Below are 13,593 nucleotides of genomic sequence, written 5' to 3'. Positions count from 1 at the left end.
ATCGCGCGGTGGCCGTCTCTCATCTACGCAACACGCCCATCACGGGCAAGTCGTACACCACTTCCGTGGACGCAACCTTCGACCACTCAGGCTGGCATCCCGAGCCGCAGTTGCTGGCGGTCAACACAGAGTTCGAAGGCCGCCCGCTGGAGCGGGTCAAGATCACGGTCAGTCTCGCTGAATTCTGCGAGGAGCACCACTCCCGTATGCCGAATCAGTATTGGCGCGACCCGCTTTCTCGTGCTCGAGAGTACGTGAGCCGGTACATCCCACCGTGGGCGTAGCGCCTCCGGTGCTCGCCTGTTGGCGGAAGCGAGCGCGTCACCTGATCTCACTCAGGTGCCGCACCCTGACGCCCGGTCGGCGGCAGAAGTGTGCACCTGATCTTGGCCAGAGCCGGTCCGTGCGATGCGGTACCGCGTCTGTGACGGCTTGCTCGGTCTGCGCCGAGCCTGGCGCGACATCCAGGCGGACTGCTCGACGCTGGACGACGAATCTTTCGAGCCGTGGGTACTAATCACGACTGACATCTGGCGCTGTCGACGCGCTTGGCGACAATCGTTCTATGAAGACAGTTGTGCACCCTGAGTCCGGTCTCCGGAAGGCCACCTTGACGGACGAGGAACTGGTGGAGACGTCGTGGGACTACTGCCGAATTCACGCGCTCGCTGTCACCGATGACGAGGATCCGCCCGAGGACCTGACCCCGGAGGAGTTCTGGGAGCAGAACGACCTCGATCCCATTGCACCGTCGACCCTGCAGCTGCATCTCGACCTCGACTACATCGTGCGCCGGGTCGAGTCGGGATCCATGTCAGAAGTTCACTTTTGGGTAGCGCCGGCCACGCTGATCTTCAAGAGCGTCTGGGACATCGTCGGCAGCCTGCACTCCGTGTGCCTGCCGATGGAGCTGAAGAACCTGCGTCAGGAGGAGCCCGGCACGCACCTGAAGGAGCCCTGCTGGCACCTGGAGGGGCGCGACATGGACTTACGGTTCCAGGCGTCGCGCTACACCCTGTACGTGCGCAGACCCCCGCGTTACGGCAGACGGGTGCTCCGGATGGCCGAACGGGGTGGCATCAGCTTCGACCCGCACCCGTTCGCCTGACCGATCACTGTTATCCCAGACAGGTCCGCAGGCGCCGTCGAGGCGATGGTCAACGACGGGCATCCATCGATCCCCGGTCTCATCGGCTGGCAGAAGGCAGCCATGGCTCTACCGCTCCGGTGAAGTGCCCCCTATCGGCCACTTCGCTTGCCCGACAGGTGGGGTCTTGTTGTCGATGCTTGTCTCGGCGAGCAGAGGCTCGCACCAAGCTTGAGGTCGCGATGCCGGATCATGGCTAGTGCAGTTGAATCCTCTTGTCGCCGTTGGGGCCGTTCCCGCACGCGTCACGGACCGGCTCGGTTGGTGGATTGCCTCCTTGAACGCCTAAAAGGTCGGTGAGGTGGTGATACGAGGCATAACCCGGCGCGATGTAGGGGAGGGTCTCGCCTGCGTTAGCGCGCTGGCGCGCCGCGCGGGCTCGGGTTACGGCGCCTCCGGCGATGGCGCTCCGGCTCCAGGCTGCGGCGATGGTCATGGACCCACCGGGGTGGCCAGGTCCATGGTGAGGGCCCTGGCGAGCGCTGGGGGAAGCGGGATACGGGCGGCTTGACGTTCGGTGACCCACTCGGAGCTGTCGGGGGACTCGCCCATGACGATGCCGAACCAGCGTTCGCGGTCCTTGACGACCCGGAACATCTTCTCGTCGTGGGTGCCGCCGAGGTACGGCTCGTAGACGACGACAGGCTGGCCGACCCGGGCGGCCTGGGAGCCGATGCGGTCGACACGGCCGGTGCGCTGCTCCAGCGTGCTGGGGTTCCAGTCGAGGTCGTGGTGGATGACATGGCGGCAGGCGTGGTGGAGGTCGACGCCCTCGGCCATGACGCTGCTGGCGATAAGCACCTCGGGGAAGAACGGGGTGTTGAACGTCTGCATGAGCGTCTCGCGGGTGGCTGGCTTCGCCTCCCCGTTGACTAGGCGGACGTTGGGTAGAAGTACTTCGCGGTCGTGGGAGCGCTCGGAGGTGTCGAAGTGTTCGCTGGTGGTGCGGATGCCACCGGTCTGAATGCTGGTTAGGGCGATGAGCACGTCGTCGCGTTCCTTGTCGACCTGTTGGGCAAGGGAGGCGGCGAAGGCCTTGATCTGGTCTGCGAAGGTGGCGCCAGGCTGGCCGCGGTCCAGGCCGGCGAGCAGCCCCGCGATGGTCAGGTTGCGGGAGAGATCGACGTAGCGAGTCAGGAACGAGGGCGTGCGCATGAAGCGGACGGCCACATCCTGTACCCGTTGCGTCGTCTCGTCATCGAGCCCGTTGAGGTAGCTGGCGACTCGTTTCCGGAAGTCGTTGTACCCGCTGACGTCGCTGCGTAGCAGGCGTTCGGCGATCGCGTCGACCTCAGCTAGCACGTCGTCGTCGGTGGGCCTCCCGAGGGCCTGCGCGGCCTGGTTGATGATCTCCTGACGGATGGCGCGCGAGATGTGGTTGCGTAGGGCACGGCCGGTTTCGCGGTAGAAGCAGAAGACCAGGATTTTCTCGCCGCGTCGCCATAGGTCGACCACGCGGCTGACAGTCGCGGCGACCTTCGGGTGCGCTGCCCAGCCGTCGGCGGTGTCGTTCGGCAGAGCCGCCTTGATGCGCTCGACGTACCACCGGAGTTGGTCCTTCGCGGCGGTGGCGGACTTGTCTGGCGTGTAGTCGTGGGGTGTTTCGAGGTCGTCGAGCTTGGCGATCCGGTGGGCTCTCGTGTCGGCGTAGGCCTCGAAGGATGAGGCGAGCCCGTAGGCGTAGTAGCCCCGCACCGGGCTGGCCTTGCCCGCGTTGTTGAGGGCCGCGATGGCCTCGGCGCGGGCGGCGAGCAGGAACGGCAGCACTGCTTCGCCTTCGACGGTCAGGCCTGAACCCGTGTCACGTCCGTCCAGGATCGCCCGGCCGGGGTGGTAGTCGCGACGCTGGGTCCGGCTGGCCCTAGTGTGTCGGATGACCCATGGGCGCAGCAGCTTCTCGGCCGATCGGAGCTCGTCGTGTGCTGCGGCTGCGGCGGTGATCGCCGTACGGACTCGCTCAGACTGCCCTTCCTCAACTTCGAATGTGGCTACGGAGGCAACCTGGGGGGCGTCGGACTCCTCAAGCCGCGACCAGGCCCGTTCCAGTCGCAGCGCAGCGGCACGGCTTCGGTTGAGCCCGTTCTGGAGTTCTTCAACCTGGTCGTCGAATCGCTCCCGCGCCGCCTGCGACGACCAGCGCACGCCATGGAACCTACGCAGGATTCGGATCAGCTCGTCGTGGTTGAGCTGGAACGGTGTGGCGGTGAGGAACAGCATCCTCTCGAACATGTTTCCCAGCGCGCCGCGCTCGTCAACAGTGTTGGCGAACAGGTCGCCGAGCTGGGTCCTGTTCTTGACGTGGTGGGCCTCGTCGAGTATGAGTAGCGGCAGCCGGACGTCCAGGCGCTGCAGGGCGCCCTTCCAGACCTTGCCAAGTGCCCACTCGATCTGTGCCCGAGCGACCTTGAGCCGCTCTCCCAGGTTGGCGGTGCGGTAGACCGGCACGGCAGCCAGCGCCTGCCGTAGGCGCTCGAGGTCGAGCCCGGATACGGCGTCGAGCAGTGCTGCAGGCACCGGGTCGTCGTCGAGCGAATCCTCGGCGCGGGTTCGGTTCCACACCTGCTTCCACCGGCCCGGTTGGGTGTCGAGCAGCGCCGCCACTAAGGCCTGGCCCGCCTCGCCCCGGAACCGGCGTTCCCGTAGCAGCGCGTGGGCATGCTTGGCCAGCACACGGCGGTGCTTGTCCCGTTCGCGGTCGTACCGGGTTGCCTGACGTAGCAGGGCGAGCCGGATCAGCGGGTCGGTGAGCGTGCTGGTGAGCGCGGTGTGCGTGGCGAAGATGAGGTGCTGTCGCTCCCCAGGAGGATCATCGAGCAGCTTGAGCAGGTCGCTGCCTCGCTTGACCGGCCGCGACCCGCGCAGCCCATGGCCGGGCGGGAGGCAGTGCTCGGCGAAGACCTGCCACTCACGCGGCCACTTCTCGGCGACTGCCGCCGGGACCAGGACGACGACAGGGTTGGCGCGTCCGGTCGCTTCCACCATGGAGACCGCCACTGTGAGGGCTACGTAGGTCTTGCCCATGCCGACTTCGTCGGCGAGCACCACGCCGGGTTGGTCGGCCAGGGAGCGCAGGATGGCGTCGGCGGTGCGCAGCTGCCGGGCGGCGTCCTGGGCGGACACGCGGCCGGCCGTAGCAAGATTGATCCCAGGTCTCAGCGGCCACACTTCGCCAAGGCCTCCTTCACCGCGTCGTGGACATAGCGGTCGAGGGCGGCGTCCTGTGACGAGGGCAGGCGCCGCGCCTGCCCTCGGATCTGCTCCAGCACCGCTGTCACTTCCCGTGTGATTACATTCTGCTCATCGACGTTGAGAACGGCCGACCAGTCCACGGCCGCGATGGTGAGAGCGAGCTCGGCGAGCATGAAGTGCTTCTCACCGTTGACCATCTGCTTGTCGGGCGTACGGACCATGCTCTCGGCAAGGGTGAGCGGGCCGAGCGCCCCGTGCAGTCGCCACCGCACCGCATCGAGGTTGCTTGCCGGCCGTGCGAGCCGTTCCTGCAGCCGCATCAGCGCGAGCGAGGACTGCCGGACGCGCTGCATCAGGTGTGCCTTGTCGTAGCGCGTCAGCGGATCCAGCTCGGTGTCCGCGCCGACATCTGCGGCCCGCTCGACTTTGCGTAGCTCCTGCTCGACGGCGACGGGCAACGGTCGCGTCGAGGCGAGCGCGGCGAGCAGGGCGTGGACGGGGATCTCCCGTAGCTCGCTGGGCGGTGGCAGAGCACCGCGGTCGTCGATATTCGCGGTCCAGGTCGACTCAACCTCCTGCCCATTGACGTGCCAACGTACTAGCAGGTAGGCCGGCAGCGGCGTGCCCGGCGCGAGTGGAACCCGTGCTTGAGGCTGGACGGCTGTCGACCAGGCCGCACTGTCGTAGAGAGGGTGACCTGCCGGGTCGAGGATCCGCCAGCTGGCGGGCAGCGTTGCCGGATCGAGGGTGAGGGTTGCGGCTGGCTCGGGTTGCAGTTGCAGGAGGCAGTCGACGAAACCGTGCGGCAACTGGTGCCCGGTCGCCTCGTCCTCGTCGGCTGGCGTCTCCCACTCCTGCGCGTCGGACACGATCGGGTCGCCCTTGGCGGCGAGGGCCCGCAGCGCCTTGCCTTCGGCCGAGTTCAGTTCGCAGCCGATCCAGATGTTGAGCTCGCGGTGCGCGCCTGGGTGTAGGCCCAGGCCGTACCTTGTCACGTTCGACGAGCCGACCATCGCCGCGACCCACGTGTCACTTTCCAAGAGCACGAGCTTGGCGTGCAGTGTCCGCCGCTCCTTGTCAGGCCTCGCGTAGACGGACACGGGTGCGTTCTGATCAATCAGGGATGGCGGTCCCTGCACCTTGCCGGTGAACGGGCTGATGTCGACGAGGATGGTCAGCTGGCGCTCCTGCGCCGGCCGCCCGGTGAGCAGGCGGCGTACTGCGTCAATGCCGGGTGCGGGCGTCCCGGCGTCCCAGAACGGCGAAAGCACGGTCGCGCGCAACGGCTTGCCCCCGCGCCAAATCGCCTCGTGACGGTCAAGCGGATTGACTCCTGGCCGGGCGGGCGCAAGCGCGATGTGGATACCCGCAGCTGGCCAGGCGGGCAAGTCGGCGGCCTCGACGCGCTGCCGGAACAGGGCCAGGGTGGCCAGTGCGCGCGCCTTGGGGCCGAGCTGTGATGGTCCGGGAGCAAGGTCGACGAGGTTGCGCAGTTCGTCGTGCAATTCGATGAAGACCGCCCGTGGTACCTGGCAGTGCTCGTCAAGGTCCAAGGCGAGGCCGAACTCGACCTGCTGCCGGTAGCCGGCGGCGGTGAGGTTGGCCGAGCCGAGCAGCACCCGGCAGTGGCGCTCCCAGAGCAGAAGCGCGGCCTTGGCATGCAACAGACCATCGCCTGGTACGGCGACCGGGAGCAGATCCCAGCGCAGGTTACGCTTTTGGGTGCGCGTGCTGCGGTCGGCAAGCACCGTCACCTGCGTTTCGGCAAGTCGGTCCTCTTCCTCGAGGATCAAGGCGATGGTGGAGATCCGATCGCCGTCGCCGGTGCCCGTCGAGAGCGACAGGAAGCGGGATAGGCAGTCCTGCGCGAAGAAGTCGGCGTCAAAGGTGAAGGTGGTGGCTAGGCATGCCACGGGTCGGCCGGCGTGCTGCGGCGCCGACCAGTGCTCAAGCAGCCGAACGGTCATGACGTGGCCCCGATGAAGCTGCGCAGGGTGTGAACGCGTACGGGATGGACGAAGTAGTTGAGGTCTGGTCGTTCAGGGCTGCCGTAGGGTGGGCGGACCACCCAGCCATCGCGCAACGGCTCGAACCAACTGCGCTTCCCGCCGGGCTTGCCTGCTTGGACCTGCTCGTGATGGCGAAGTACGAATTCTGCAAGGTCCTTCGGCGAGCGGGGGTAGACGAACTCGCCAAGGCGTTGCTCCAGGTAGATGTCATGGGTCACCTCGGCCACGCGGTCGGCCGCGCGTTTGAAGCGCTCGGGGATCTCGCGGGCGCACCGGCCGAGCATCTCGTCGTCGGCGACGTGGGAGGCGGTGAGCGGCTGGCCGCCAAGCGAGTACGACACGCTGCAGAGCAGGCGGAAGGCGGCGTTGACGAGGATCGCCAGCTCCTCGTAGCTGACCACCGCGTCGATGATTCGGCCCAGCTCTTGAGATGCGTGCTTCCGCGCGGCGGCGAGCAGCTGCGGCTCGGTGGCGGTGCGGTCGTCGCGCGCCAGCAGGAGGGCGAGTTCGGCGCGGTGCTCGTGCCTCTTGTCGGTGACAAGCCGGCGCAGCACCCCTGCCTCGGTCGGTCCGATCTTGTCGGGGCGCAGCGTGGTCGCGAGCCGCCCGAGTAGCTGCGCCCCGGTGGCGACCGTAAGGGACCCCTTCTGCAGCGCCGCACGCACCTCCTCGTGGATCCGCCGTCGGATCGCCGCGCCATCCGAGCCGGGAACCTCGTCGGCGAAGCCGGCCAGGCCGTGGTCGTGCTCCCACGCCCGGACCAACTCGACGCACCGCTCGGCCGGCGCCAGATCCTGGGTCAGCACACCCGCGTCAACCGCGAACGGCTTGTAGACGCCGTAGAAGCCGAAGACCCGCGGACTGTTGAGGTAGGTCTGTCGGGACAGCCGCTCGCCCCGGTTGATCGCGGTGCGCGTCTTTTGGCTGCCAGGGACGTCGGAAGGAAGGCCTCGCTCGATCCGGCGCACGAACGCCTCGATGAGTAGCCACTCGAAGCAGATCGCCGGTGTCGAGACGTCGTCGTGGGGCTGCTGATCGGCCAAGGACTCGGTCGCAACCGCCCCGACCGCCATCGCGGTGGTAAACCGCACCCAGCGCATCCGCGCCCGCAGCCCCGGCACCAGCACCTCGGCGAGCCGATCGGAGATCGCGCTCAGACCCATCGGGTCGAGACTCCCCTCACCGGAGGCTGGCGGGTCGTAGGCGGACACCGCCGGGATTGTGAGTCCCATCAATGGCATCGCGAGAATCACCCCCAGGGAGACGGATAAGAATGCGGCGGTTCTGCCAGGCGACTCGTAACGAATCTATCTGCCAGCTACGACAATCCGCGGATGGCCGCGCCCAAGGCCTCAACCCGGGCCGCTGATCGGACGGGCCCCAACGGCGGCACTGGCTTGTCGCTGCTGGGGACACGGGACCTTGGATCGCGCCTCGCCTCGGGACCGGATATGCCGGTACTGTCTGAAAAGCCCCAACGGTCCGGAGCGGGCCCTACGCGTTGCCACTGCGACGTGTCTGTGACGATGCAGCGCGGTGCGGGCGGTTCGGGGATGAGGGTCAGCGATGCCAGACCGAGTGATGTGCTTCAGCTCTGACGACGCAACGCGTCTTTGCCGGCCAATGGAGAGCCGTGCAGAGCTCAGTCTCCTGCCGCTTGACGAGAGCAGCGTTCGGCTGGGCCAGGTCACGGGCGACACGGTCGACGGCGACGTGTGATGGACTCACAGTCATCCCTCCGCTCCGAGTTCGAGCAGATGTTTCGTGACCTCGCTGTCGACGTGGCCCGCGATGTTCTTGAGAATGCCAGGCCGCACATTGAGCGCTTTTCATCGTGGGTTTTGGCTGGTCGGGTCGTGATGTAGGGCGAGGATGGCCTTGATGATCGCGGTGGCGCGTCGGGGGCAGCAGCGGAGCTTGGTCAGGATCTTCCAGCCCTTGAGGGTGGCGACGGCGCGGATCTTGGCGTGGTGTCGGTTGACGGTCTTCTGCCGGCGGGACAGTCGGGGCCGGTGACGGCGGCGCTTGAACGGCGTGTGGATGCTGCCGCCGGCGCCCTGGTACGCCTTGTCGGCGAAGGCCATCACGTTGGCGCTGCTCAGAGCGTCGATCAGGCCGTGGGTGCGGGCGGCGGTCAGGTCGTGCACGGCACCGGGCAGGGCGGGTGAGGCCCAGATGAGGCGTCCCTTGCAGTCCGCGATGACCTGCACGTTGACTCCGTGGCGCTTGTGCTTTCCGGAGTAGTACGGCCTCTGGTCCGCGACCCGGTCGATCGGGATCAGGGTGCCGTAGAGGATCGCGTACGCGAGCTAGGCCGCGTCTTCAAAGGTTCACAACCATTGGAGTAGCGCGGCGATGGTGACGGTGGCCTGGTACGAGGTCGCGGTCTTGTCGTAGCGGGTGGCGAGGCTGCGGCACTGCTTTAGGCGGTTGAAGCAGCGTTCGACGACGTTGCGACGCTTGTAGAGCTGCTTGTCGAATGCCGGTGGCCGGCCGCCTCGGCTGCCGCGCCGGCGGCGGTTGGCTTGCTGGTCGGCGCGTTCGGGGATCGTGTGCCCGATGCCTCGCCGGCGCAGGTCAGCCCTGATCGCGTTGGTGCTGTAGCCCTTGTCGGCGATGACGTGCTCCGGTCGGACGCGAGGTCGGCCAGGGCCCGAGCGTCCGACTCGGATGGCGGCCATGACGTGGGTGAAGCGGGTGCAGTCGTTGACGTTGCCGCCGGAGAGCACGAACGCCAACGTGCGGCCCACCACGCGGCCCGGTGAACAGTCGAGAGTGCGGCTCGGCGACCGAGTCCAGGCGGCGAGCGACGATCGGTCGCACCTCTTCGATCAGCGGTTCCACGCGGCCGCGCTTTCCCTTGGTGCCCTTGCCGATCAGACCGCCGGTGAACCCGCCGAGGCGACGCCGCTTCACTGCTGGGTCGGGACGACCTGCTGGTGCAGCGCGGAGCCGAGGATGTCCGCGGCGAGGCGGTACAGGTCGGAAGCGGCCTCCCCGGTGATGGCGGAGAACTGGTGCGCGGTCTCGAATGCCGGGTGCCGCTCCAGCTTGTCGCGGTAGTCGGGCAACGGCGCGTCCGACCTCATCAGGTCCAGCCACTGGCGGGTGCCGGGATAGGGACTGTTGATGTTCAGCGCCACACACCCGTCCGGGATGCAGCCCTCGCGGTGCAGGTCGGCGATGAGCTGAAGCGTCCGTACCCGCTGCTCGTCGGTCTCGCCCAGGCCGAACTGCAGCGAGGTGCCGACCCGGACACCGGCGGCACGACACCAGCGGGCCACCCGCCGGAACTGCTCCGTCCAGTCCGTCGGCTCCGCGAGCAACCGTAGTCGCTGCACCTTCTGCACCCGTTCGGCGTCCGGCTGGGCCGACTCCACGCCGAAGTAGATGTAGCTGCATCCGGTCCGGCCCATCCGGTGCAACAGCTGCTCGTCCACGTCGTTGATGGTGGTCTGGCAGCCCCACTCGACCTGCCGGCCGGCCGCCTGGTCCGTCTCGAGCATCGCGAGCAGGTCCGACAGCCAGCGGCGGTTCTGCGTGAACGTGCTGTCGTCGAAGAACACCGCCTCGAATCCCTGGTCGCTGCGGAGGCGGATCTCCCGCAGCACGTGCGCGGGCGTACGCTGCCGGATCTTCGGCTGGTTGTAGAGGAACGCGTCCGCGGACTCGTGGCAGAACGAGCAGGAGTACTTGCAGCCGAGAGCGGCCATGACCTGAGCGGTCCGCCGGTTGTCGAAGACGGGGAAGAGGTTCTCGTGGGTGAGCCTGGTGACGTCGATGAACGGCAACTTGTTGCCGTCGATCGGCGTGCCGCTCAGCGGTATCGGCGTGATCCGCCCGGTGTCGTCGTCGACGAGGATGAGCTGCCCGACCCCGGGAAGGGCGGCGAAGCGTTCGGGACTGGCCAGCAGTCTCTTGCGCAGCGCACGGGCATCGGTGGGCAGGTCCTCGGCGATCACCATGAGCACCTCGGGCAGGGCGAAGACCGCGTCCCCGGCGAAGACCAGGTCCACGATGGCGCGTTCCCGCTCCTGGGCGAAGGTCTGCAGGGCCGCCAGCCGGGCCAGCTGCGGGGACGTCAACGAGTACGACCCGTGGACGCCGCGCTGCCGTTCGCTCATCGCCCGGACCCGCTCGGAGGTGGACCGGTAGGCATCCGGGTTCACGGCGTCCTCGTGTTGTCCCCCGAGCAGCACGATGCTGTTCGGGGAGACCGTTTTCACCAACTCGGCGATGCGGATCGCGAAGTGGTGGCCCTCCGACAGGTTGCTGATGCCGACGACCACGGGAAGTTGCTCGGCCACGCACTCGACGAGCGCCTTCTCGAACGCGTCGCTGTAGGCCGGCGGGTTGAGCACACCGACGACCTCCGGCACCCGGTCGCGGGGAAACTCGTCGATGCGCAGCATGCGGTCGAGCAGGCAGGTGGCGTACAGCAGGGGGGTCGGCATTCCGGGAAAGGCGCCGGTGGCGTTCTCCTCGATGTGGGGGGCGCTGACGAACAGGACCGGGAAGTGCTTGAGGCGGTGCCCCTGCCGTTCCGCCTCCGGCCCGCTCGCGGTGCCCAGTCGGGCGATCAGCTGTCGCTCCCGGTCCAACTCGCGCCGCATCGCCGCGGGAGAGACGGTGCCGGGGTCCAGGCCGTCGCCCGGGTACCAGCGCCATCCCCGCTCGTGCTCGGAGAGGTCGCGCGCGATGCGCTCCGCCCGTTGCCGGCGGATGCGCTCCTCTGCACCGGTCACCGGCCGAGGACCTTCAGGACGAACGCAGCGACGTCGGCGTCCGCCAGCAGGCGGCTGCGGTCGACCGGAAACGTGGTCGCGCCGACCAGGAGATCGGCCGGGTATTCGGCGTCCTGCGTACCGGAGAGCACCACGGACCCGAGCGGCGCCGCGGCCGGCGGCTGGACGGCCGACAGCGACGACGCGGCGAGGAACGCGAGGTAGGCGGCGAACCGGTCGGCGAGTTGCCGTTGCATGGCGGCGGGCACGGGCATCGTGCGGCAGGCGGCGGCGAGCGTCGTACGGTAGGCGTCTTCCAGGCCGGTCAGGACCGGCAGCAGCGCGTGGCCCGTTGTCGCGGGCTCCGTGTCGCGGGCCGCGACGGGGGCGAGGGCCGTCGCCAACTCCTCCGGCCCGAGGTGGGCGGCGAGGGAGCCGACCGCCTGCCGGTACTCGCCGCGGGCGATCCGGCTGTCCACGAGGACCGGGTCCACCGTGACGAGGCTCGGGTCGGCCGCACGGGACCCGCGGATCGCGGCCGCGAGTTGGGCGGCGAGCGGTGCGGCGGAGCAGTGTCCCAGGACACCGACGACGGGCGGCCCGTCCGCGAGGGCGCCGGCCAACCACGGCTCGATGTAGGCGCCGGGCTCCGTCACCTCGGTGACGGTCGTCGCCGGCGGTACCGCCTCGAGCACCCGGTACCCGGTCAGGTGCGGGGCGAGCTCCGCGAAGCCGGGGTCGCCGCGTCGCGCCTCGAACGCGACGGTGAGGATCACGCCCGCGCTGCCGTCGGCCAGCAGGCGCCAGGGGGAAGGTGTCATCATGCTCCCGTCCGGTAGGGCCGCGAGACGCTACACATGGGCATCCGCCCAGAACCCGCCATACTTCGACAGGTCGCCGACCGGCGACGCGCCATTGAAGTACGGCCGTTTGCCCATGGCCTCGGCGAATGTTTCCAGCCCGTCCAGGAATACCTGGTAGATCTGGTCCGGAGTGGCCTTGTCGGTGGCATAGACCGGCGGTAGGTCCTCGTGGTAAAGGCTGAAGTCACGATGCAGGATCTTCATTCCGAAGCGCTCGGGATGTTGGAACATGGTGCTTCCGGGATAGGGTACGAGGCCGAACAGGTAGGTCGCCTGCAGTAGATCCTCGTGGATCAGTCCGCTGATCCAGTCGATGCTGCGGGCCATGTCGTCCGGAGTCTGGTCGGGAAAGCCGTTGACCGTGAACGCGCACGTTGCCAGCCCCGCGTCCCGGACTCGTTTCAACGTCTCGGTGGTCGCGTTCAGGTTCATGTGGTGTTTGTGCGTGTGATGCGTGTCCTGCGACCCGGTCTCGAGCCCGATCTCAATCCACTGGCAGCCGCTGCTCTTTAGTTTGCGCAGGACGCGCTCGTCGGTGAGGCAGTTGAGCCGCGTCTGGCAGTCGTATTGGATGTCGCCCTCCCGGGCGAGCGCGTCGAGCAGTTCGAGCGTCCGTTCCGGGTGCAGGGTGAACGTCTCGTCGCCCCAGTAGATGCTGTGGTGGGCGCCGTAATGGGCGCGGTACGCCCGGATCTCCCGCAGCACCCGCTCGATCGGGAAGTATCCGGGGCGGCGGCCGATGGTCTGGATGGTGCAGAACGTGCACTGGTACGGGCAGCCGAGCGCGTAGACCTGGCGCAGGTAACGGATGTCCTCGCCGCTCCTGCGGGGGAACAGGTCGATCTTCGGAAATGGCAGGTCGGCGGGGGCGACGTCGGGGTAGCGGGTTGCGGTCCGCCGGATGGTGCCGTCTTCGCGCTGGTAGACCAGGTTGCCCACGGGCGTCGGCTCCTGCCCGTCGAGCAGTGCGTCGAGCAGTGCGGGCAGGGCGCGCTCCCCACGGTCGACCACGACGTAGTCCACGCTCGGGTGGGCGGCGACCTCGTCGGCCAGCGGGGTCGCGGCCACCCCGCCGTAGACGATGATGGACCTGGGGTGGATCTGCTTGATGACGGTGGAGATCTCGTACGCGTAGCAGAGGTTCACCGTCATCGGGGAGAAGAGGTAGACGTCGGCTGGACTGCTGCGGGCCGCCTCCTCGATGGCGTCCTTCGCCAGGCGACCCGGCTCGATGAAGGTGCCCGGATCGGTGTAGAGGTCGAGGACTCCCATGTCGGAGTAGCCGTGCGCGTCCAGCACTCCGCCGAGCCAGAGCATCCAGTGCGGCAGTTCCCACATGTTGCGTTTCATGTGGCGCAGGCCCGGGTGCACCGAGTGGTATTGGACGTCGAAATTCCGCCAGAACAACTTCCGTTGCGGCACCGGCACGGTGGACATTGGTGTGTGAACGAATGATACCCGCATTTCCGCCCGTCAGGATGATGGACATTCCATGATGGTTTCAGCGATTACCGCTGCGGCGACAGATATCCATGGCCGAGATAAATGCCCCCGTTGAGCCATGCCAAGCCCGCGTTACCGTATGAGCGAGCCTTGCGACTGTATGTCAGCCATTCATGGATGTCAACATAATGATCTTGCGTCTACCGATTTGGCGCCGA

At 67.7% G+C, this 13,593-nt stretch carries 7 protein-coding genes and 3 pseudogenes; 2 read left to right on the top strand and 8 right to left on the bottom strand.

Translation table 11 applies throughout. The features are described from left to right. Positions 1–284, top strand: a pseudogene (locus tag ACPXCB_RS26270) (hypothetical protein); the annotation flags it as partial. A 281-nt stretch (positions 285–565) separates the two neighbouring features. Then, positions 566–1,108 (top strand): hypothetical protein, encoded by a 543-nt coding sequence (locus ACPXCB_RS26265; RefSeq protein WP_425878338.1) that lies wholly within the window; start codon positions 566–568, stop codon positions 1,106–1,108. A gap of 471 nt (positions 1,109–1,579) precedes the next feature. Here ACPXCB_RS26265 and ACPXCB_RS26260 read toward each other — a convergent pair whose 3' ends face one another. The 8 genes and pseudogenes from ACPXCB_RS26260 to ACPXCB_RS26225 form a co-directional block, all read right to left on the bottom strand. Beyond that, positions 1,580–4,267, bottom strand: a complete 2,688-nt coding sequence (locus tag ACPXCB_RS26260; protein WP_425878336.1) for a DEAD/DEAH box helicase — start codon at positions 4,265–4,267, stop codon at positions 1,580–1,582. A 32-nt stretch (positions 4,268–4,299) separates the two neighbouring features. Next, positions 4,300–6,303 carry a hypothetical protein gene (locus tag ACPXCB_RS26255; RefSeq protein WP_425878335.1) on the bottom strand — a complete coding sequence of 668 codons (2,004 nt, stop codon included), beginning with the start codon at positions 6,301–6,303 and terminating at the stop codon, positions 4,300–4,302. Then, positions 6,300–7,556, bottom strand: a complete 1,257-nt coding sequence (locus tag ACPXCB_RS26250; RefSeq protein WP_425878333.1) for a hypothetical protein — start codon at positions 7,554–7,556, stop codon at positions 6,300–6,302. Before ACPXCB_RS26250 ends, ACPXCB_RS26255 begins: the two co-directional genes overlap by 4 nt. A gap of 618 nt (positions 7,557–8,174) precedes the next feature. Continuing rightward, positions 8,175–8,654, bottom strand: a pseudogene (locus tag ACPXCB_RS26245) (transposase family protein); the annotation flags it as partial. A 21-nt stretch (positions 8,655–8,675) separates the two neighbouring features. Continuing rightward, positions 8,676–9,092 (bottom strand): annotated as a pseudogene (locus ACPXCB_RS26240) (IS5 family transposase); the annotation flags it as partial. Between the two features lie 165 nt (positions 9,093–9,257). Beyond that, a complete protein-coding gene (locus ACPXCB_RS26235; RefSeq protein ID WP_425878331.1) occupies positions 9,258–11,090 on the bottom strand; it encodes a B12-binding domain-containing radical SAM protein in 1,833 nt (610 codons plus the stop codon). Next, entirely contained in the window at positions 11,087–11,893 is an 807-nt protein-coding gene (locus ACPXCB_RS26230) for a hypothetical protein (RefSeq protein ID WP_425878329.1), read from the bottom strand. Before ACPXCB_RS26230 ends, ACPXCB_RS26235 begins: the two co-directional genes overlap by 4 nt. Positions 11,894–11,920: 27 nt before the next feature. Further along, the gene (locus ACPXCB_RS26225) at positions 11,921–13,369 is read right to left on the bottom strand and encodes a B12-binding domain-containing radical SAM protein (protein WP_425878327.1); all 1,449 of its coding nucleotides are present in this window, start codon (positions 13,367–13,369) and stop codon (positions 11,921–11,923) included. Positions 13,370–13,593 lie beyond the last annotated feature (224 nt).

This window comes from Micromonospora sp. DT62, from assembly GCF_049847285.1.
Classification (GTDB): Bacteria; Actinomycetota; Actinomycetes; order Mycobacteriales; family Micromonosporaceae; genus Micromonospora; species Micromonospora reichwaldensis.
Note: the sequence above shows the minus strand (reverse complement) of the source record. Positions and strands in the feature narration are given on the sequence as shown.

What these genes read in the sequence shown, in the direction of transcription:
- ACPXCB_RS26255 (WP_425878335.1), bottom strand. Translation starts at nt 6,303, where the DNA reads ATGACCGTTCGGCTGCTTGAGCACTGGTCGGCGCCGCAGCACGCCGGC.
- ACPXCB_RS26230 (WP_425878329.1), bottom strand. Translation starts at nt 11,893, where the DNA reads ATGATGACACCTTCCCCCTGGCGCCTGCTGGCCGACGGCAGCGCGGGC.
- ACPXCB_RS26225 (WP_425878327.1), bottom strand. Translation starts at nt 13,369, where the DNA reads ATGTCCACCGTGCCGGTGCCGCAACGGAAGTTGTTCTGGCGGAATTTC.
- ACPXCB_RS26265 (WP_425878338.1), top strand. Translation starts at nt 566, where the DNA reads ATGAAGACAGTTGTGCACCCTGAGTCCGGTCTCCGGAAGGCCACCTTG.